Below are 20,202 nucleotides of genomic sequence, written 5' to 3'. Positions count from 1 at the left end.
AGCTCATATAATTCCAACAATAACACTATTCTTTCATGATGAAATTCTCTTTATTCCTTCACCGAGGAATGAGAATCCAAGTACCATAAGCACTATCACCACACCTATGCTGATTACATAGCTGGGTTTATTAAAAAGATAGCCCTGAGCGTCAGACAACATATTTCCAAGGCTGGCATATGGCGGCTGAGCGCCAATTCCCAAAAAGCTAAGTCCTGCCTCAGCTAGAACAGCATTATTAAAACCTATCATCACTGAAGAAAGTAATACCTCAACGGTATTTGGAAGAATGTGCACAAAAATAATCCTTAGCGAAGATACTCCCTGAAGCTTTGCAACTTCCACATAATCCATATTTTTGCACCTTAGAAACTCACTTCGTACTATTCTTGCAAAACTGGGAACGAAGGAAATTCCAAGTGCAACAGCTACCTGATATGTACCTGTTCCAAAAAGGCTTACAAATACAAGTGAAAGCAAAATGCTGGGAAACGCAAGCATCGCATCCACGATACGCATCGTTATTTCATCAGCGATACCTCCAAAATAACCTGTAAGCGCTCCAATCACTGTTCCAACGCCCGCTCCGAGAAGTATTGTAAATGTGGCGATAGCAAGAGTTATCCTGCTTCCATAAAGCACCCTGCTAAACACATCCCTCCCCATATTATCCGTACCCATGAGATGTTTTAACGACATCCCCTGAAGCTTTGCAGATGAGTCCATCTTAGTTGGACTGTATGGTGTATAAAAAATGCCAATTATTACCATCAAAAGCACAACACCGGTAATTGCCATACCAAGAATAAGATAGGTATTTCTTCTACCGGTGGCTGTATTCTTTTTAAAAAGAGCTAAAAATCTCTTCATTACTTTCCTGCCTCAATTCTTGGATCAATGATTCTATATATAATATCCACTAAGAAATTAACTACCAGAACCATAATCGCTATCCCCATAATTATTGCTTCCACAACAGGATAGTCACGATTATTTATTGATGTCAGTAGTATTCTGCTTATACCGGGTATTCCAAAAACCTGCTCTATTACAATGCTTCCTGCAACCATGTCTGCAAGAGCCATTCCCATAAAAGTAACTACCGGGATCATTGCATTTTTAAGAACATGCAGATATAAAACAGCATTAGTGGTATTTCCTCTGCTATAAGCGGTTCTAGTATAATCCTTTCCTGCTTCCTCGATAACCGAGCCTCGAAGAAGTTTTGTAGCCATAGCTGCCTTTGGAAGCGCTATAGCAAAAGCTGGTAAAATTAGATATTTTAAAAATTCACTTACATCCTTCGTATATGATACAAAACCTCCCGGAGTAAAGATTTTTATTACTACTCCAAAAAAGAAGGTCAATAATATTCCTGAGAAAAATGGCGGTATAGCCATAATAATCTGATTAAGAGATGAAACAATATGATCGATCAATCCGTTTTCATATTTTGCTGTATAAATTCCAAGAGGAATCGAAACGACTACCATAATAACAAAAGACATGATAGCCAAAGTAAGTGTTATCGGTATTTTTTCTGCAATCATTCCCGCAACCGGGATCTTATAATTGTATGATGTACCAAGATCTCCTTGTACAAAGGCGCTGGCCCAACGAAAATATCTGACAATAAGCGGAGCATTCAGCCCCATTTTTTCTCTGTATTGTGCTAAAAGTTCCGGAGTGGCTTCCGTTCCGAACATTCTTGTAACGGGGTCTCCGGGTATTAAACTAAAAGCAAGGAACACGCAGAAAGATACAACGATCAAAGTAAGCGCCATGCTCAAAGCTTTTTTCAATATATATCTCATATGCGTGTTCCTCGTATTTCAAATTATAATTTTTAAAAAATTACTGTGCAGGTTTGATCTTAGAAAAATCCTGCGCATATAACGGATAGAATGTATATCCTGTAAACTTCTTATTAACTGCTACAAATTCCGGAAGATCCTGTATATATACATTTGCTGCTGTCTCAGAAAGAATCTTCTCACATTCCTTGTAGTACTTAGTTTTTTCATTATCATCAACTGCTGCAATTGCTGCTTCCAACGCCTTATCATAATCTGCATTACTGTAGTTAATGAAATTATTGTGGGCATCAGATTCAAATCTGCTAAGCATTGCATAAGCTGTAAGAGTTGAAGCATCAACACCTACGACTGTTGATTCAAAATTACGATTTGTGTAAACATCCTCAAGCCATGAATTCCATTCAACTTCCTGTATTGTTGCGTTTACACCGATTTCCTTAAGCTCCTCAACAATTACCTGTGCTGTATCTACATGCTGTGTGTAGTTTGAAGGAACTGTGATTGTGAAATCAAAGCCATCAGCATATCCTGCCTCAGCAAGAAGTTCCTTTGCCTTATCGATGTCCTGGTTGTATGTGTCATTAAGACTTGCATCAAAGTACTTTGCAAATGAAGGATACATACTACTTCCAAGCTCTGTTCCCTTACCATCTGATACAAAATCCATTATTGTCTGAGGATCGATAGCATAGCAAAGTGCCTGACGAACCTTCTCGTTATCAAATGGAGCTTTTGCATTGTTAAGATATAATGCCTGCACAAGGTTCATTGTTCCCTCATATATATCAAACTTATCTGAGAGCTGTGAAACCTGAGCTGATGTTACGCGGGCAAATAAATCTATCGAACCGCCTTCAAGATCCATAACAATAGCATCGCTGTTTGCCTCAATCTTAAGCACTACATCCTGAATATATGCGGGCTCGCCCCAATATTCATCAAACTTTGTAAGAACTACATTCTCCTGTGGAGAGCGTGAAACAAATTTGTAGGGGCCTGTTCCTATAGGATTAGCTTCAGGATCTTCATTAGCAGCAGGTATAATGGCAACTGTCATATATGCCAAAAACTCTGTATTTGCTTCCTTCAGTGTCATCACTATAGTTGAGTCATCCTGAACCTCGACACTTTCAATATTAGAAAAAGCCGATATCAACGGATCTGTTCCATCGGTACCGGCGTTACGCTCTATAGAATATTTAACATCCTCTGCCGTAACCGTCTGACCGTCGTGGAACTTAACTCCATCTCTCAGTGTGAATGTGTAAACCTTTCCATCATCAGAAATTGTGTAGTCACTGGCTATAGCAGGCTTAAGATTACCGTCCTGATCTGGCTTAACAAGTCCTTCATAGATATTGAACAGTATCTCTCTAGATCCCGCCGAAGTAGCCATGTGCGGGTCCAAACTGTCGATATCCTGGGGAATACCAATGGTAATCTTTGAAAGATCATCTTCTGTCGCAGTGCTCTCAGCTTCCTCCGTTTCACTGTTCGTTGAACTGGTGGTCTCGGTAGCTTCTGTTGCATCTGCCGTAGATTCCTCTGCCTTTTTACTTGAGCATCCGCTCAATGTAAGAGTCAGTGTCGTTAACACAACCAAAAGAGTGGAAAGGCTTCTCCTTCCAATACTTTTCTTCATCATGTTACAATCCTTCCTTCCGTATTAAGTTTTTTAACCTAATCAACTATACGTAAAGAAGAACGGGATGTCAATATAAAGTTAAAGAATATTGAATCTCTTCAAAACCCAAGAATCGGATTAAAAAAGTTATTCTTTTTTCAAAAGCGGAGTGCTCTTATCTGTTGAATCGGTTATAACGCCCTCCTCTTCCTTCTCAAGAACAATCTTTAATTCATCCATAAATGTATTAACGTCCTTGAATTCACGATAAACAGAAGCGAATCTCACATATGCAACCGGATCAAGATTCTTCATTTTCTCCATGCAGAGCTCACCGATAATACGGCTTGGTATCTCCTTTTGCTCAAGATTAAATACCTCAGTCTCAACAGCATCAACAATGCTTGTAATCTGCTGAGCACTAACAGGTCTCTTATGGCAGGCTCTAAGTACACCGGCTTCAATCTTAGCGCGGTTATAAGGCTCACGATTATTATCCTTCTTGATAACAATCAGCGGGATAGTCTCTACCTTCTCATAGGTTGTAAACCTCTTGCCACAGGAGTCGCATACACGTCTGCGTCTTATTGACGTATTATCATCAGCAGGTCTTGAATCAATTACACGAGTGTTGTCTTTACCGCAAAAAGGACACTTCATAGCATTAACCTTTCTGTGCACCTTGCACATAGAAAATCAATATTTGGTGTATGAATTATTAACCCACACAAATTATTGTAACATTACTAAACGTAATTTTCCACACAAAAAAGCAATAATGCGCATAAAAAAGCGATAATACGAACAAAAAAAGTGACATCTCAAAGGAAAAAAGCAGCATTACAAACCTAAAAACATAAATAAAGAGCAACCACAAAATGATTGCTCTTTACAATAGTCATATATAATTATTTTTTCTGCAAGAAATCCGGAATCTTAAGACTCTTAGCTTCTACGGAACTTCTAACCTCCGGAGCACGATTAAGACCTGCTTGCGGTCTGGGTGTCGGCTGGGGAGTTATCGGTCTTGCGGGTTGAACCGGCTGTGCACTGCGCGCTGTGAGTGTATCAATTGTAGGCTCCGGCATTATCTGATTAGACTGAACCTGTACCTGAGGAGTTACTGTAGGTGTAACCTGAGGTGCAGTGGGCTGCTGAACAGGTTTTGCGACAGGCTTCGCTGCCGGTAAAACGTTATTCTTATCATCGATACCTGTAGCAATAACAGTAATATTGCAGGTATCAGCCATACTCTCATCATACATAGCACCAAAGATAATATTAACATCATCGCCGGCAAGATTTCTAATATAATCTGATGCAACTGAAGCATCCATAAGTGTAATGTCACCGGATACATTGATAATGACATTTGATGCACCATCAATCTTAGTCTCAAGAAGAGGAGACTCAACAGCCATCTTAACTGCATCGGCAGCCTTGTCATCGCCCTTACCAAATCCAATACCGATATGTGCGATTCCTTTTTCCTTCATGACTGTCTGTACATCAGCAAAGTCGAGGTTGATAACTGCGGGAACATTAATAAGATCTGTAATTCCCTGAACAGCCTGCTGAAGTACCTCATCTGCCTTTTTAAGTGCATCAGGCATTGTTGTACGTCTGTCAACAATCTGAAGAAGCTTATCATTAGGAATAACGATAAGTGTATCAACATTATTCTTTATAGTATTAATGCCCTGAAGTGCATTCTGCATACGAACACGAGCTTCGAAAGCAAAAGGCTTGGTAACAACACCAACAGTAAGTATCCCCATATCCTTTGCTATCTTAGCAACAACAGGAGCAGCACCAGTACCGGTACCGCCACCCATACCACAGGTGACAAAGACCATATCAGCACCCTTAAGTGCATTAGTGATCTCTTCCTGGCTCTCCTCGGCTGCCTTCTGACCGATCTCAGGCTTAGCTCCTGCGCCAAGTCCCTTGGTCAGCTTCTCACCGATCTGCAAAAGCTTTGGTGCTTTGCAGAGCTGCAGAGCCTGCTTATCCGTATTAATTCCGATGAATTCAACACCGGAAATACTTTCTTCTACCATTCTATTTACAGCATTATTTCCTGCGCCACCTACCCCAACGACTATTATCTTGGCACCGGATTCAGCTTCATTCGACTTAAGTTCAAGCAAGATAGTGCTCCTCCTTCATAACCTAAAACTCCTACAAGCCATTTTATAATTTTTTTATATAATTTACAACCTAGAATTTCATTTTTTCTCTTCAAACGTAATGTTTTGAGTATTTGAGTCGTATTCTGACATTTCCAGGATGCCGCTTTTGCCTTGAAGCTCAGGTAAAATATATTGTAATTGTATCACTTTTTCATCTATGTTGTCATTAGTTCCAAGACTAACTTCTACATTTTCAAAATAAACATATAAATGGAAATCACTGTCAAAAAAGATTTTATCAGCATTCAGGTCATATTTATTCAATAATTGTGTTATGTCCAGAATTTCTGAAAATACATTATCATTTTCAACAGGCAGCTTTTCATGAAGCACAATATAATCAAAATTAAGTCCAAGCACCAGTGGAACATCACTTGACGGCTCGCCGGATGTCTCAACCACTATTCCGTCTCTGTCAAAATATATGTACCTGTCAAGATATTTCACATACCCTGCTATGGCTTTTTCATAAACATTAATTCTTACAGTATCAGGAGCCAGGATCTCCACATCCATCTTTTCGATAAAAGGAATCCCCGTTATCTCCTTATTCCTATACTTCAGTGACAGATATAGCGAGTTTTTATCAAGCTTATCCGTCATAACCATGTTCATTACTTCTTCATCCGTATAGTGAATGTTTCCATCTACATAAACATTTGTAATAGTGTAATTATTCGATACGTATAATAGCGCAGACATCACGCCAATCAACAATATCAAAACAAATGCGCCGATGAAAAACAGGCTCTTATGTAGAAAAAACAGCTCCCCAAAGCCCTTTCGGGGAGCATGTTCTGTCTTTCTTTTTACTCTTCGACTTTTATTTGCCATCATACCAGCCCTTTACACTTCAATATGTCTGGCCACATTAAATACTATTCCCATCTCTGTCAGAAGGAAAAGAACGGCCGTGCCACCATAGCTGATAAAAGGAAGTGTTATTCCTGTATTTGGAATAGTATTGGTTACAACCGCAATATTAAGAATAACCTGAATTGATATATGTGCCATAACTCCTATAACCAGAAGTGCCCCGTACATATCAGGTGCATTCTGCGCAATTATCATCATTCTGTAAATGAGTATGACAAACATGATCATAACAGCAATAGCACCGACTATTCCAAGTTCTTCGCAAATGATTGAAAAAATCATATCATTTTGTGCCTCAGGAATAAAGCCAAGCTTCTGCATACTCTCTCCGAGACCTTTTCCAAATATTCCGCCTGAGCCTATTGCATAAAGAGACTGAAGAGTCTGATATCCCTTATCATTTACATAAGCTTCAGGATCGAGCCATGCAAGAATACGACCAAATCGATAGTTCATCTCACTGTGGTATCCCGCTCTCACAACCAGAGCTACCACTCCTGCCGCTGCAGCTACTCCGGCTGCGGTTATGGCAATAAACTTTCTGTATCCCGGAGTGGATACAAAGAGCATCAGAAAAGCAATTCCAAAAATTATGATTGCAGAACTAAGGTTACTTGTTACTTTCCAAACCAGAAGAGATACGGGAACCGGAACTCCAAGTACCACCCAGAATGCTTTTGGCTGCGTAATCCCTTTCCCCAGTTTACTTATAAAAGTCGCCAGCACAATTATCATTGCAAGCTTTGCAGCTTCTGCCGGCTGAACTGAGACACCGAATATTTTGATCCAGCGTCTCGCCTTGTTAATCTCCATACCAAGAGGTGTTTTTACCAGCAAAATCAAAGTTATAGCCATCACATAGGCAAGCGATGAAAGCTTACTGTATAAATGATAGGGAATCCTTGATACAAGCATCATAACTCCCACACCAAGGCATGTCGGCATAAGCTGATGCTTTAAATAATATGCCGAATCCTCATACTTAAGTCTTCCATCATATGAGCTGGTCGAATACAGCATTACAAGGCCAAATACAAGCAGAAACAGTACAACAAAGATCATACTGTAATCTACATACACCTCTTTTTTAACCTTGCGATTTATTTTCCTATTGTCAGTACTTCGCAAGTTGTACGCTCCAGCCATTTCATTCCGTCCACGTGCAGCAGTAGCAACGCTTCCCTGCCGCCTTGTTCCGGATCTGCCTGCTGTTCTCGCCATTCTTGCAGTTGCCATAAAATCCCCCCTTAATAACAGTTCGAAGTTCTCATAACCAGTTTCTCATTATTTAAGACTGTTTACATAATCTTTGAACTGCTGCCCTCTTACTTCATAACTTGGAAACATATCCCAGCTTGCGCAGGCAGGCGAAAGAAGAACCGCCTCACCCGAAACTGCATTATCACTGCAATATTTCAGTGCTTCTTCATAGGTTTCCATAAATACATAATCATTAAAGCCATGCTTTTTAGCACAGTCAGCAATCTTCTGCTTTGTAACACCAATAAGGACAAGCTTTTTAACCTTACCATCAAAAGCTTCTATCCATTCGTCATATTCGCTTCCCTTATCATAACCGCCTCCGATCAGATAAGTAGGCTTGCTCATTGCCTTGATGCCCTGAATGGCAGCATCAGGGTTTGTGCCCTTTGAATCATTATAATAGTCAACACCGTTCTTTGTAGCTACAAATTCAATACGGTGCTCCACTGCCTTAAATGAACGAACCACGTTAAGGATAGTATCCATAGGGACACCCATGGCAAGCCCCATAGCTATGGCAGCCATTACATTTTCATAATTACAGGTTCCCACAAGATTCATCTCGTGTACATTCATTACCTTTTCGGATGTACCGGATTTAGCAAGGCATATATCCTCTCCGTCAAGGAAAAAGCCGTCTTCAAGTTTTTCCTTTGATGAGAAAAACACTACTGTTGCAGGGCATCTTGCTGCAAAATCCCTGGTATATTCATTATCATAGTTAAGGACACATATATCATCCTTAGTCTGATTATTTGTAATATTCTCCTTCATTGAAGCATAGCATTCCATTGTGTGGTGCCTGTTCAGATGATCCGGTGTTATATTCAGGATTGCGGACACCTTAGCATGAAAATTCTCAACAGCCTCAAGCTGGAAGCTGCTGATTTCTCCAATTGACACTGTATCATCAGTCATTTCCAATGCTCTCTCCGCATAGGAATAGCCTATATTTCCAACAACATAGGTCGATGAAAAATGCGCCTTCATTATTTCTCCAACAAGGGTTGTTGTGGTAGTCTTACCGTTGGTTCCTGTTATGGCAACCATCTGTCCCTTTGCAAAATTAAAGGCAAGCTCTATCTCACTCCATATTGGAAGTCCTGCTTCCTTAAGTCGCAGGATCAAAGGAGAATCAAGAGGCACTGCAGGACTTGGCACCACAAGTACAAGCTCCTTTATCATTTCAGATGAAAGTTCCCCTATGATTATCATAGGTTCTTTTCCTTCATAGCCTTCAAGCTTTGCTTTTACGGCTTCTTCTGTCACCTTTGTATTTTCATCAAAAATCACCGGCTCTGCACCGACTTTTCCAAGCAGCCTGGCGCTACCTATTCCGGATATTCCGGTTCCTATAACAAGTACTTTTTTTCCTATTAAATTCTCTGCTTTCATATCTTTCCTTCTATCTGATTTCTTAAGTGGTAATGCTCTCTATGACCTCTTCCCGGCATTACATGGTTTTTCCAATCCATTTTTACATCATTTGCATATATTACAGCTTAATTGCCCTCAGTGGCGCCTTCTTCATCAGGTTCATAATCAGGAAGGCCTTCTCCGCCTATAGAATGTCCATCTTCAGGATTTATCAGGTCACCGTTTTCGGGATCAATGTAGTATCCTGTAGCTTCATCAATTTCAAAGGACTTCCATACCGGCTCTGCATTTTCATCCTCAGGTATCTTTTCCCAAATACCATCGCCCTCTGCATCACCTTCAGCAGCCTGACCTTCAGAAGCGGCTCCAGTATCATCACCCTGATTTGCAGCTTCTCCTTCACCTTCCTGCTCTTCGCTTTCTGCTGCTTCTCCTGAGCTTTCTGCATCAACAGGAATAGGGTTTCCATTCTCATCAAGAACCGGATCGCCGTTTTCATCAAGCACATATTCTACTCCTGTCTGTTTGGAAGCAGCCATCATGATTTCCTTTTCTCTGAGTTCATCAAGCTCTGCCTGCTCTTCTTCAGTAACAGGTTCTGTCATGGGTATATTGAGATAAGGAAGTGCCTCTGTTAATACCTTTCTGACAACTCTGGTGGCAAACTTGGCATCTGCCTGATCCATAGCGTTCGGTCTGTCTACAACAACATATATTGCAATCTGAGGATCATCTGCGGGAGCATATCCCATAAATGATACCACATATTGACGATTTCTACGCGGTACAGTTTCTGCAGTACCGGTTTTTCCACCTATCATATATCCTGCAGGTCTTGCAGTTTTACCTGTTCCTTCGTCACCTGCCACAACCAGATTACAATACTCAATAATCTTATCAGATGTTGACTCAGAAATTGTCTGTCTAAGCACTCTGGGTTCTATACTTTTAACCGTAGCACCTGATGAATTAAGGATTTTTCTTACAACATGGGGCTCATAGTACTTTCCGCCATTTACAAGGGAGCTGAAAGCAGTGATCATCTCTATCATATCAACGTTAAAACCCTGACCAAAAGTACCTGTGGCAAGCTCAGATGATCCCATATCCTCCGCACTGTAAGTAAGGCCTGCCGTTCTTGCCTCACCTGCAAGATCTATATTTGTCTTAAGTCCAAATCCAAAGTTTTTCTGGAACTGGGCGAAAATATCAGGGCCTATTACCTGACCGATTTTCATCATGGCAACGTTACAGGATATTTCTATACCTCTTGCCACTGATACAGCACCATCTCCATATCTGTTATGGCAATATATTCTATGTCCGCCAAACTCAAGATATCCGCCACAGTCATAGACTTCATTTCCGGTAATCATTCCGGACTCAATTCCTGTTGCTACCGTAAAAGGTTTTGCAACAGAACCGGGCTCATACGTATCTGAAATACAAAAATTTCTCCATAATGCGTTAAAATTCCACATTTTTTCTTCATCAGACATTCCATCAAGCATCGCCTGATTTATGTAAACACCTGAATCATATACGCTCTCGCCGGCAATTTTAAGACCTCTCTCATCTACCCTTGGCATGCCTATCAGGTTCTCAGGATTCTTCGTATCATTTAAGTCAAACTTAGGATAACTGCCCATAGCAAGAACATCGCCGTTATTAACATCCATGATAACGCATCCAATGTTGTTAGCACCGTTGCCCTCACGATAGGCATCTTTGTATGTATCATTAAATTCCTGAAGATACTTCTCGACGATTGACTGAAGATTGCCGTCAATTGTAGTAACTATACTGTTGCCGTCTGTTGCTGGAATTGTAGTTCTCTCAAGATTTGAATCTTCATCAAGATAACCATAGATTCGTCCGTTGCTTCCGCTAAGAACATCATTGTAATACTCTTCAAGTCCAAAAAGACCATTGTTATCACTTGTGGTAAATCCCACAACATCACAGGCCATTGAGCCATTTGGATATTTTCTTACATAGTTTTCTTCAAACCATACACCCTGGACATTTTCATCCTGATTCTCGCCGCCAATAGTTATAAGCCCCTGAAACTCACTGATCTGGTCATAAGTAAGCTGCTTGGCAAGTGTGTAGTACTGGGAATCGGGATGCTCTGAGATATAGTTTCTGATTTCTCCTTCATCAAATCCAAAGCATCTGACAAGAGCTGAAACCGTAGGTTCAAGGAATTTCTCATCTGATAATACGAGCTTGGCATCAAGTATTACATTATATACCTTCTCACTGTAAGCAAGAACCGTGCCGTTTGCATCAAGTATCTCCCCTCTTCTGTAGGGAATTGTTGTAGAATCGTATTTTTGCTGGGAGAGAACCTGCTTTTCATAAGCCTCTCCATTGTCCCTTGTTATCAGAATAAGCCTGATACTCAAACCAACAAAAGCTGTCAGTACCACTATAAATAGCACTGCCAGCTTCTTTTTCATTCCTATTGTAAATTTTTGTGCTTTACTTCTTTTTCTACTCATAGCTTTAATTTCCGTCCGGTATTGGAGCCAGCTGTCTAACATAATCATTTCCGCCACCGTCGGAATATGTGATAATCTGCCCCTCCGTTGCATAGGTCATTCCATACTCACCTATTGCAATACGTTTTATCTCCTCCAGATCAAGGTTACTGATTGCCTTGTTATAAGCTTCATCGTTATCCTGCTTCAATGTATTGAGCTGAGCCTCAAGTGTAGAAACAGATTTAACGCTGGCAGTGATATCTGCCTGTAAAGTTATATACCATGTCAGTATAATACCTGTAGTCAAAACTGCAAGTGATAAAAATGCCAAATATCCAAAACTCATTCTATGAGCCCTTCTTTTGGCCTGTGCTCTCTGCTGCAGATGGAGTGGCATATTTTCACGTCTCTGCCTTGCAGGATTATTTAATTTTCTCGCTGTATTTCCGTAAACATAATTCTTTTCCATAATATTCCCCCGTAAAAGGTCTTAAGGTAACACCTTAGGACAATTCACTATTTTCACACTTTGCATCACACAAAATATGAGTAATCATTTAAAACCTGTTAACGTTTCTGATTTACGTTAAACTTTTTTCATTTCATTCAGATATTTTTTCAAATACTCTAAGCTTTGCGCTTGCGCTTCTTGAGTTTTCTTCAAGTTCTTTTTCAGACGGTAAAATAGGCTTTCTTGTAATAACCTTTCCCTTTGACTTCTTCCCACATACACAGATTGGAATTTCAGGAGGACAGGTGCAGGGATTCTCATTTTTCCGGAAATTATTCTTGACGATCCTATCCTCAAGGGAGTGGAACGTTATTACACATATCCTTCCTCCCGGTGCCAGAAAATCTATCATTCCGTCCAGAGAATTCTCAAGAACATCCAATTCTCTGTTGCAGGCAATTCTAAGCGCCTGATAGGTTCTTTTAGAAGGATGTCCTCCCTTTTCCCTCATTCTCGCAGGTATTGCAGCCTTGATTATTTCATTAAGTTCAAAGGTTGTCTCTATAGGCTTTTCTTTCCTTCTGGCCACAATATGCTTTGCAATATTCTTGGCGAATTTATCTTCTCCGTAATTTTTTATTATATGGAAGATATCCATCTCAGAAAATTCATTAACTATTATCCCGGCAGTAAGTTCCTGCCTTCTGTCCATTCTCATATCAAGTGGTGTATCAAACCTGTATGTAAATCCTCTCTCCTCATTGTCCAACTGAAAGGATGACACTCCAAGGTCAAGCAAAATACCGTTTGCGCTCTCCACTCCAAGCTCTTTTAGCCTGTTTACTGCATTTTCATAATTATCACGGATGATCACCGCTCTGTCCCCAAAAGGTTTAAGGCGCTCAGATGCAGCTTTTATAGCATCCTCATCCTGATCTATTCCGTACAATCTGCCCTTATCAGAAAGTTTTTCTGCTATATGACTTGAATGTCCGGCGCCACCCAATGTTCCATCAACATAAATCCCATCGGGGTCGATATTCAGATTTTCAATTACCTCGTTAAGGAGCACTGAGTAATGTTTAAATTCCATTGTTCCCTCTTTTTTAAATTATCAGATTTATGTTTCTTAAGTGGTTGTAGGTAGTAAATATATGTATTTTAAATTTTAAATGCTAAGTCCGTAGTTGCTCATTTTCTCTGCAATGCTGTCTATATCATCAAAGCTTGTTGCTTTCTCCCACTTCTCCTTGCTCCAGATTTCAACGCGGTTTCCAACACCTGCAACAACTGCTTCTTTATCAATAGCAGCATGGCTAAGCCAGTTTGATTTCAGTAGTATTCTTCCCTGTTTATCCAGCTCTACATCATCGGCTCCTGCCATAAAGAATCGTCCAAGCTGTCTGGCTTCCGGTATATCCATAGGTAAAGCTCTAAGCTTCTCTTCAAAGGCATCCCAACCCTCTTGATCGAACACAAAAAGACACCCGTCAAAGCCCTTCGTTACAACGAACTGGTCTCCCAGCAGATCACGAAACTTGGCCGGGATAATAAGTCGTCCTTTTGCATCAATTGAATGGCTGTATTCGCCCTTGTACGCCTTTCCCATAGATTTCTACCACTTGTCACCACTTTTTTACCATTTTGTGACACTTTCTACCACCTATATGTATAATAAACCATTTTTTTATTTTTCACAACCGTACAAAAAGGCTCAAAACCATTGATTTCACTATAAAAAGCCTCCCACATTCCGGTGGGAGGCTTTGATAGCACAATATATAGTGCACTCATCCGACGCATTACAATATATTGTCGAAGTATTTGATTATTTGAATGATAAAATTTTAATTAAATTTATTTAAATTATTTTCATTACTTTTTAGTAATTCTTACGCAGGATTCTTGCTGGCTATTTCCGCTTTTGCTCACAAGAAATCATAGGTCATTACTCGTTACTGTTCACACCTTACGGTGCTCACAGCAACTGGATTTGCCCATTCCAGTTGCCTTCGGCAAAGGGGCAAATCCTATATTCAAGACGTAGAACATTCTCACGCTCAGCGCAGCATGTGCGCAGAGCTGTCTGAACAGTAACCATTACTCCCTTACTGCTTTCATCATCTTCTTATTTTTATACATATTTTCATCTGCGCGCCTGAAAACAGAATTTACATTCTCATCAATATTTTTGTCATATATAGCATATCCTATTGCGGCTGATATTTTGTCCCATTCATTAAGGTCATCATCATTTTCAATCATTATCATCTTCTCTTTGAAGAGGTCCATAAGCATCTCTATATTTTCATAATCATTTCCCATCAGAATAATCGCAAATTCGTCTCCGCCTATTCTGAATACAGGTGAATGTGAAAATACATCACATACAATTGCGGAAAGCCTCTTTATCGCATTATCTCCTTTTTCATGTCCATAATTATCGTTAATTGTTTTAAGGAAATTCAGATCTATCATCGCTATTCCGAATCTGGCCTTGCCGCTTTCTACAAGCTCATTGAGTCCTGCTATTTCCTGTTCGTATGCATTCTTATTTCTGATTCCCGTAAGGATATCCTTATTTGCCAGCTCATTCATATAATTTGCCTGAATCTGCATATCCGCAGCTATTTCCTCAGCCGTTGCAATGCCCTTTACATAATCCTTCATATCCTCAGTCATGCTGCGGACAGCATTGGACAACGTTTCGACTTCATTGTGGGTATGGATATCCGGATCCACGAAATTAAGGGCGTTTATATCTCTTTGTCCGTGGCTGTTACTTGCAAATTTGACAACGCTGTTTTCAAGCTTGGTAATAGGCTCCGTAACATTTGTCTGGGCCCAAACCAGGAACCCCACCATAAAAAGAACGCCGATAACAAGGATTACAACAGAATTCTTAATAACATGAGAAATGATTACCTTATTTATTTCATTTATATCCACATCAACAGCAAGCACAGCATAAGGTTCTCCTGATGATGTGCGAAGCGCCGTGGCTCCCGTATAATCAATCCCCCACTCCGTTTTTTCTTCAAAAAACGTTATGCCTTCACTATTCATTATTTCAAAGAACTTCTCTACAGTCCTTACATCAAATTCATCATCCGATATCCATCCAAGCCATAATAAATCATCATCCCCACTATTTCTGTCTTTATAATTTTCAGCAGAAATAACACTCATGACATTTTTGGTAGGATCAGTATTTAGCGGTTTAACGGCATAAAGATAGTGAATGTCAAATTCCTCCATCTCTCTGTCCATTGCATCTCTAAGTTCATAAAACTTTTCACTCTCTACACCGGTATCAACGCAATTTTTAAGGTCATCGTTATCAATAAAGCTTTCAGTATACTTAAGGATATTTGTTATATAAGCTTCATATCTGTTATATAAAGCTTCTTTGTAGCCTAAATAATTCATGATACCAAGAACTACACACAAAAGTACTATGAATAAAGAACACCCTATTGTAATACTTCTGCTTAATGGCTTTTTCTTGATTTCCATTTTTATCCTCATCCTTCGACCTAAGGGGTATCGCTTGCGGCGGATTCCTTAGGTCAGTCCAATTTTTCATAATTGATTTGCCACTACCATAAAAATCCCCAAATATAATAAGCAGTTCAGGCAGTTATAAAGCGTTAAAAATGAACATACAGCTAATCATATTCTCCCAATTACAATTATATTTTACCGAAAAAAAGCATATTTTTATATTATGTAAAAATGAAATATAAATAATAAAAGTGTTAAATTTAGCTAAGATTTCGTTCTTTTAAGATTAATAGCAAAACCCACACCGAGAATTCACACTCAGTGTGGGTAATTTTCATTATTTAATATCAAATTCCGGTGATTCATCCAAATGCTCGGATACGTATTTCCCGTCCTTTTTTCTCTGCTTTACACATTCAGTCAGCAGATATTCAATCTGCCCGTTCACTGAGCGAAAGTCATCTTCAGCCCAGGCAGCTATGGCATCATATAGCTTTGCACTCAGTCGAAGCGGAACCTGTTTTTTCTCAGCCATTAGTAAAGACTACCTGAGTTAACCACAGGCTGCGGATCGTGATTGCCGCAAAGCACAACAAGAAGATTGGATACCATGGCTGCCTTCCTCTCTTCATCAAGATCAACAAGTTCCTTTTCGTTAAGTCTCTCCAAAGCAAGTTCAACCATACCAACTGCGCCGTCAACAATAAGCTTACGGGCATCTACAACAGCTGCAGCCTGCTGTCTCTGAAGCATAGCTGCTGCAATTTCAGGGGCATATGCAAGATATGTAATTCTGGCATCTACTATCTCTATGCCTGCATCTGCGACCTTCTCCTGAATCTCATCCTTAATACGCTTGGCAACAAGTTCTGTGGACCCACGAAGACTTCCGTCATCAGCTTTTCCATCACCTGTAGTATCCACATTCTCAGTAATATCATAAGGATAAAGCTTTACTACATTTCTTACAGCAGTATCACTCTGAAGTGACAGATACTCCTTGTAGTTATCAACTGCAAAAACTGCTTTTGCTGTATCTGTAACCTTCCACATAACTGCTACAGCAATTTCAACAGGATTTCCAAGGAAATCATTTACCTTCTGCTTGGAATTACTAAGAGTCATAACCTTAAGGGAAATTTTCTTGGATGTGTTGCTTCCGGTAAACTGCATATCTGTGCCAGAAAGTGTTATCCCCGCAATTTTCTTATTATCTGCAATATCTCCACTCTGACCAAGCTTGGTATCAGCAGCAGGATTAAATGCTGTGCAGAAAGGATTGACATAATAAAAACCGTCTTTCTTTAATGTTCCGATATATTTTCCAAACAACGTAAGCACCAAAGCTTCTCCGGGCTTAAGCACCTTAAGTCCAAGGAAGGGGAACCAGCCAATTGCAACATATACACAACTTAATACAAACAGAAACAGATTAAATCCTGCCGATGTTGCTCCTGCGATAAAAACTGCTTCTCCATCAAGACCTATTGCAGTGATCACAAGCAGTGCTATTGCAGCTGCATAAGCCAGCAAGATGATACACATCATTGCCATTCCATTTTTGTTACCTCTAATAATTTTTTCCTGTACATTTTCGCTCATAATACATGTCTCCTTCACTTTTCAACATTACTCTTCTTTATTAAAAACAATATAGCCACTATAATAAACGGAAGTCCTGCAATCAGTCCGTTTGGAACAGGACCAAGAAGTCTGAATGATCCTACATCCGGTTTACATATCGCAATTGGAATTGTAGCTGCTGCATTTATGGAACCATGTAAAATCGCCGGGAACCAAATGCATCCACTCTTTTCATAAACAACATCACAAAAGATTCCTAATGCTATAGTAAATATGCAGAACACAAGCATACCTGTAATCGGAAATCCTATGTAGTCTGAACCATACTCATATCCAATAAATCCGATCAGAGGCCAGTGCCATATGCCCCAGATTATTCCACCTATTAAAAGGCCTTTGCCCCTTCCATATTTTTCCTTGAGCACCGGATATAAATAACCTCGCCATCCGACTTCCTCGCCAATCGCAGCAAACATATTAAGAAGCGGAGCATAAATAATAGCACTTGCAGTAGAAATCAAAATGTACTGCGAATAGCTAAGGCCCTGAGCCTTCAAGGATTCAAGTGCTGCCGCTCCGTTTTCTCCCGCAGCAGCCATTAAAGATTCGCCGCTGAAATCAAGCTGATCACGGAAAATTGCAAAATAAACAGCTGCTCCTATAAGTGTCAGTATTGCAGGCCCAAACCAGGAAAACAGAAGCGCTAAAATGTTGCCTTTAAACTTTGGTTTCCAGCCCATGCCACGAAGCTTTTCTCCTGAAAGCAAAACTGCAAGAAAAGGAACCCACATCATGATTATCATAAGGAGCTGCCCCGGAGCTACTCCTCCGTTCTGGTAAAACATCCAAATCGCAACCTGCATAACCCAGGCTATAATAAATACCCATCTAAGGTATTTACTTAAATTTGTGTCTGTGTACTTAGTCTCGTTCATAACATACCTCTTTCTTTGGGTGTTAATTTTGTGAAAGCCCGGTAAGGTAGTATTAACATTGCGCCTGTAAGAGCCATCGCTTAATTAACATTATCTATTTGATATCATAATGATATCATATGTATTTCAAAAGTAAACTGCTAATTTGGCAAAATAAAAAATGATACTGCAAAGCATCGCAAGCTCGTAATCGCAGGCGATTCCTCGCTGAGGCGCTGCGCTGTTGTTTTAATATATTTTTCTGTGATACTGCAAAGCATCGCAGGCTCGTAATCGCAAGCGATTCCTCGCTGAGGCGCTGCGCGCCTCATACCAAAATAAAAAAGGACACCAATTAGCAAGCAAGCTTGTGATATGCTACCCCCAAGTAGGACACGGAAATATAAAAATCCTACTTGGGGGTGTTTCTATGTCAAGAAAAAGTAAGATTGATCCAGTTCTAAAAGTGGAACTGGTAGAGAAGTATCTTAGGGATGAGATAGGAATCCGGGAAGCGGCAAGACAGGCTGGATTATCTGGGTGCGGAACAGGATCGTTTCAGAAGTGGGTTGATATTTATCGTAACGAAGGGCCTGCGGGTTTATTGGAACAAAAATCCTTTAAGTGCTATTCCCAGGAGTTGAAGATATCTGCTGTAAATGATTATCTTGAAGGCACTGAATCCTTGCAAGCAGTTGCAGCACGCTATGGTATTCGCTCAAAAACCCAACTTCAATGTTGGATAAAGAGTTATAATGCTCATGGAGAAATCAGATGCCGCGGAAGCGGTGGAGGTAGCTACATGAGGAAAGCCAGAAACACAACACCGGAAGAGCGTCTTGAGATAGTAAGGGATTGCCTTGCCAATGATAAGAATTATGGTGCGGCTGCATTGAAATACAACTGCTCCTATCAACAGGTACGCAACTGGGTATTGCGTTATGAAAAGATGGGATCAGCAGGTCTGGAGGATCGTCGCGGAAGACGCGCAGGTACACAGCCTGCCAGGACGCCTGAGGAAGAACTGCGGGATAAGATCGCAGAACTGGAGCGAAGGAATCGTGATCTCCTGATGGAGAATGATCTGTTAAAAAAAGTCAGAGAGTTAGAGATGAAAGATCGCTATCTCTGACTCGACATCTGTATAAATATCAAGCGATCAAAGAACTGTCTGAAGAAAAATGCTATCCCATACAAAGGCTATGTGAGCATCTTCAGCTATCACGTAGCGCTTACTATCGCTGGCTGAAAGACCCTGTCAGTTTCAGCGAAAAGTATAATGAAGAGATTTCTGAGAAGATCAAGGATATCCATGAAAAGCATCCTGACATGGGATACCGGCGGATAAGGGATGAGCTGGACAGGAAGCATGGTATCGCTGTGAATGATAAGCGTGTCTTGAGGATTTGCCGCAAAGAACGCATCCAGTCTACGATCAAGTGGAAGCCTAAGAGCTGTACCAGAAGCAGCGATGATCCTGCACACATCGCCAGGAACTATCTGAACCGCAATTTCCATGCAGACAGGCCGAACGAGAAGTGGCTGACCGATGTAACTGAGTTCAAGTATTACATCGGCATTGAAGTCCACAAGGTATACTTAAGCGCCATTCTGGACCTTTATGACCGCAGGATTGTGGCTTACATGATAGGTGACCACAACGACAATCCGCTTGTTATGAACACGTTTGATGCAGCTGTAGCAGTTGAGCCGGATGCCCATCCGCTGTTTCACAGTGACCGAGGTTTCCAGTACACCAGCAAGCAGTTCTCTGCAAGGCTCAAAAAGCATCATATGAAGCAGAGCATGTCCAGAGTGGCCCATTGTATTGATAACGGTCCGATGGAAGGCTTCTGGGGGATCCTGAAGCGGGAAACGTATTATGGGAGACGGTTCACTTCAAGATCAGACCTTGTAAATACCATAGAAACCTATATCACGTATTACAACACGGAAAGGATCCAACGAAAGCTTCAGCTGATGACTCCTGTTGAATACCATGAAAGCTACTATGCGGCTGCATAAGAATACCGCCAGCGATTGCTCGACTGGCGGTACGAAACTTTTTAATTATTCACTGTCCTCTTGACGGGTAGCACACCATTGCATTGGTG

General features: G+C 40.5%; 18 protein-coding genes. 2 read left to right on the top strand and 16 right to left on the bottom strand.

Features of this window, described 5'->3' with window-relative positions; translation table 11 throughout:
• Window positions 1-33: 33 nt before the first annotated feature.
• The 16 genes from T501_RS03855 to T501_RS03780 all read right to left on the bottom strand — a co-directional run bounded on the left by T501_RS03855 (window position 34) and on the right by T501_RS03780 (window position 18,109).
• Window positions 34-870: an ABC transporter permease gene (locus tag T501_RS03855; RefSeq protein ID WP_026511494.1), complete on the bottom strand. Its 837-nt coding sequence runs from the start codon at window positions 868-870 to the stop codon at window positions 34-36.
• Window positions 870-1,814 (bottom strand): ABC transporter permease, encoded by a 945-nt coding sequence (locus T501_RS03850; protein WP_026511493.1) that lies wholly within the window; start codon window positions 1,812-1,814, stop codon window positions 870-872. The genes T501_RS03855 and T501_RS03850 overlap by 1 nt, the downstream gene beginning before the upstream one ends.
• A gap of 40 nt (window positions 1,815-1,854) precedes the next feature.
• Window positions 1,855-3,462 (bottom strand): ABC transporter substrate-binding protein, encoded by a 1,608-nt coding sequence (locus tag T501_RS03845; protein WP_196814228.1) that lies wholly within the window; start codon window positions 3,460-3,462, stop codon window positions 1,855-1,857.
• Window positions 3,463-3,588: 126 nt separating this feature from the next.
• Window positions 3,589-4,101 carry a transcriptional regulator NrdR gene (gene nrdR, locus T501_RS03840; RefSeq protein ID WP_044913389.1) on the bottom strand — a complete coding sequence of 171 codons (513 nt, stop codon included), beginning with the start codon at window positions 4,099-4,101 and terminating at the stop codon, window positions 3,589-3,591.
• Between the two features lie 248 nt (window positions 4,102-4,349).
• Complete coding sequence (gene ftsZ / locus T501_RS03835) at window positions 4,350-5,591, bottom strand: cell division protein FtsZ (protein WP_026511491.1); 1,242 nt, start codon at window positions 5,589-5,591, stop codon at window positions 4,350-4,352.
• Window positions 5,592-5,669: 78 nt separating this feature from the next.
• Window positions 5,670-6,470: a cell division protein FtsQ/DivIB gene (locus T501_RS03830; protein WP_242845478.1), complete on the bottom strand. Its 801-nt coding sequence runs from the start codon at window positions 6,468-6,470 to the stop codon at window positions 5,670-5,672.
• A 9-nt stretch (window positions 6,471-6,479) separates the two neighbouring features.
• Complete coding sequence (locus T501_RS03825) at window positions 6,480-7,745, bottom strand: FtsW/RodA/SpoVE family cell cycle protein (RefSeq protein ID WP_242845477.1); 1,266 nt, start codon at window positions 7,743-7,745, stop codon at window positions 6,480-6,482.
• 48 nt (window positions 7,746-7,793) lie between these two features.
• On the bottom strand, window positions 7,794-9,167 hold the full coding sequence (murD, locus tag T501_RS03820) for a UDP-N-acetylmuramoyl-L-alanine--D-glutamate ligase (RefSeq protein ID WP_026511488.1): 1,374 nt from the start codon (window positions 9,165-9,167) through the stop codon (window positions 7,794-7,796).
• Window positions 9,168-9,274: 107 nt separating this feature from the next.
• Window positions 9,275-11,653, bottom strand: a complete 2,379-nt coding sequence (locus T501_RS03815) for a peptidoglycan D,D-transpeptidase FtsI family protein (protein WP_044913487.1) — start codon at window positions 11,651-11,653, stop codon at window positions 9,275-9,277.
• A 4-nt stretch (window positions 11,654-11,657) separates the two neighbouring features.
• A complete protein-coding gene (locus T501_RS03810) occupies window positions 11,658-12,104 on the bottom strand; it encodes a hypothetical protein (protein WP_044913388.1) in 447 nt (148 codons plus the stop codon).
• Window positions 12,105-12,237: 133 nt separating this feature from the next.
• Window positions 12,238-13,179, bottom strand: a complete 942-nt coding sequence (gene rsmH, locus T501_RS03805; protein ID WP_026511485.1) for a 16S rRNA (cytosine(1402)-N(4))-methyltransferase RsmH — start codon at window positions 13,177-13,179, stop codon at window positions 12,238-12,240.
• 75 nt (window positions 13,180-13,254) lie between these two features.
• The gene (gene mraZ, locus T501_RS03800) at window positions 13,255-13,695 is read right to left on the bottom strand and encodes a division/cell wall cluster transcriptional repressor MraZ (protein ID WP_026511484.1); all 441 of its coding nucleotides are present in this window, start codon (window positions 13,693-13,695) and stop codon (window positions 13,255-13,257) included.
• A 491-nt stretch (window positions 13,696-14,186) separates the two neighbouring features.
• On the bottom strand, window positions 14,187-15,602 hold the full coding sequence (locus T501_RS19945) for a GGDEF domain-containing protein (RefSeq protein WP_050008115.1): 1,416 nt from the start codon (window positions 15,600-15,602) through the stop codon (window positions 14,187-14,189).
• Window positions 15,603-15,927: 325 nt separating this feature from the next.
• On the bottom strand, window positions 15,928-16,125 hold the full coding sequence (locus tag T501_RS03790) for a type II toxin-antitoxin system antitoxin (RefSeq protein ID WP_026511482.1): 198 nt from the start codon (window positions 16,123-16,125) through the stop codon (window positions 15,928-15,930).
• On the bottom strand, window positions 16,125-17,192 hold the full coding sequence (locus tag T501_RS03785) for an SPFH domain-containing protein (RefSeq protein ID WP_044913387.1): 1,068 nt from the start codon (window positions 17,190-17,192) through the stop codon (window positions 16,125-16,127). Before T501_RS03785 ends, T501_RS03790 begins: the two co-directional genes overlap by 1 nt.
• 14 nt (window positions 17,193-17,206) lie before the next feature.
• A complete protein-coding gene (locus T501_RS03780) occupies window positions 17,207-18,109 on the bottom strand; it encodes a CPBP family intramembrane glutamic endopeptidase (RefSeq protein ID WP_044913386.1) in 903 nt (300 codons plus the stop codon).
• Window positions 18,110-18,518: 409 nt separating this feature from the next.
• Here T501_RS03780 and T501_RS21735 point away from each other — a divergent pair, with 409 nt between their 5' ends.
• On the top strand, window positions 18,519-19,220 hold the full coding sequence (locus T501_RS21735; RefSeq protein ID WP_044913385.1) for a helix-turn-helix domain-containing protein: 702 nt from the start codon (window positions 18,519-18,521) through the stop codon (window positions 19,218-19,220).
• On the top strand, window positions 19,217-20,113 hold the full coding sequence (locus T501_RS21730; RefSeq protein ID WP_330376987.1) for an IS3 family transposase: 897 nt from the start codon (window positions 19,217-19,219) through the stop codon (window positions 20,111-20,113). The genes T501_RS21735 and T501_RS21730 overlap by 4 nt, the downstream gene beginning before the upstream one ends.
• Window positions 20,114-20,202 lie beyond the last annotated feature (89 nt).

Origin of the sequence: Butyrivibrio sp. WCE2006, assembly GCF_000701985.1 — a bacterium.
GTDB lineage: Bacteria > Bacillota > Clostridia > Lachnospirales > Lachnospiraceae > Butyrivibrio.
The sequence above is the reverse complement of the archived record's forward strand: the minus strand, read 5'-3'. Positions and strand labels throughout refer to the sequence as shown.

Bases quoted from the DNA above. Each gene is read 5' to 3' on its own strand.
- T501_RS03790 (WP_026511482.1), bottom strand. From the start codon at position 16,125: ATGGCTGAGAAAAAACAGGTTCCGCTTCGACTGAGTGCAAAGCTATAT.
- T501_RS03780 (WP_044913386.1), bottom strand. From the start codon at position 18,109: ATGAACGAGACTAAGTACACAGACACAAATTTAAGTAAATACCTTAGA.
- T501_RS03815 (WP_044913487.1), bottom strand. From the start codon at position 11,653: ATGAGTAGAAAAAGAAGTAAAGCACAAAAATTTACAATAGGAATGAAA.
- T501_RS21735 (WP_044913385.1), top strand. From the start codon at position 18,519: ATGTCAAGAAAAAGTAAGATTGATCCAGTTCTAAAAGTGGAACTGGTA.
- T501_RS03850 (WP_026511493.1), bottom strand. From the start codon at position 1,814: ATGAGATATATATTGAAAAAAGCTTTGAGCATGGCGCTTACTTTGATC.
- mraZ (WP_026511484.1), bottom strand. From the start codon at position 13,695: ATGGGAAAGGCGTACAAGGGCGAATACAGCCATTCAATTGATGCAAAA.
- T501_RS03855 (WP_026511494.1), bottom strand. From the start codon at position 870: ATGAAGAGATTTTTAGCTCTTTTTAAAAAGAATACAGCCACCGGTAGA.
- T501_RS03785 (WP_044913387.1), bottom strand. From the start codon at position 17,192: ATGAGCGAAAATGTACAGGAAAAAATTATTAGAGGTAACAAAAATGGA.
- T501_RS03810 (WP_044913388.1), bottom strand. From the start codon at position 12,104: ATGGAAAAGAATTATGTTTACGGAAATACAGCGAGAAAATTAAATAAT.
- rsmH (WP_026511485.1), bottom strand. From the start codon at position 13,179: ATGGAATTTAAACATTACTCAGTGCTCCTTAACGAGGTAATTGAAAAT.
- T501_RS03830 (WP_242845478.1), bottom strand. From the start codon at position 6,470: ATGATGGCAAATAAAAGTCGAAGAGTAAAAAGAAAGACAGAACATGCT.
- T501_RS03825 (WP_242845477.1), bottom strand. From the start codon at position 7,745: ATGGCAACTGCAAGAATGGCGAGAACAGCAGGCAGATCCGGAACAAGG.
- nrdR (WP_044913389.1), bottom strand. From the start codon at position 4,101: ATGAAGTGTCCTTTTTGCGGTAAAGACAACACTCGTGTAATTGATTCA.
- T501_RS03845 (WP_196814228.1), bottom strand. From the start codon at position 3,462: ATGATGAAGAAAAGTATTGGAAGGAGAAGCCTTTCCACTCTTTTGGTT.
- T501_RS19945 (WP_050008115.1), bottom strand. From the start codon at position 15,602: ATGGAAATCAAGAAAAAGCCATTAAGCAGAAGTATTACAATAGGGTGT.
- murD (WP_026511488.1), bottom strand. From the start codon at position 9,167: ATGAAAGCAGAGAATTTAATAGGAAAAAAAGTACTTGTTATAGGAACC.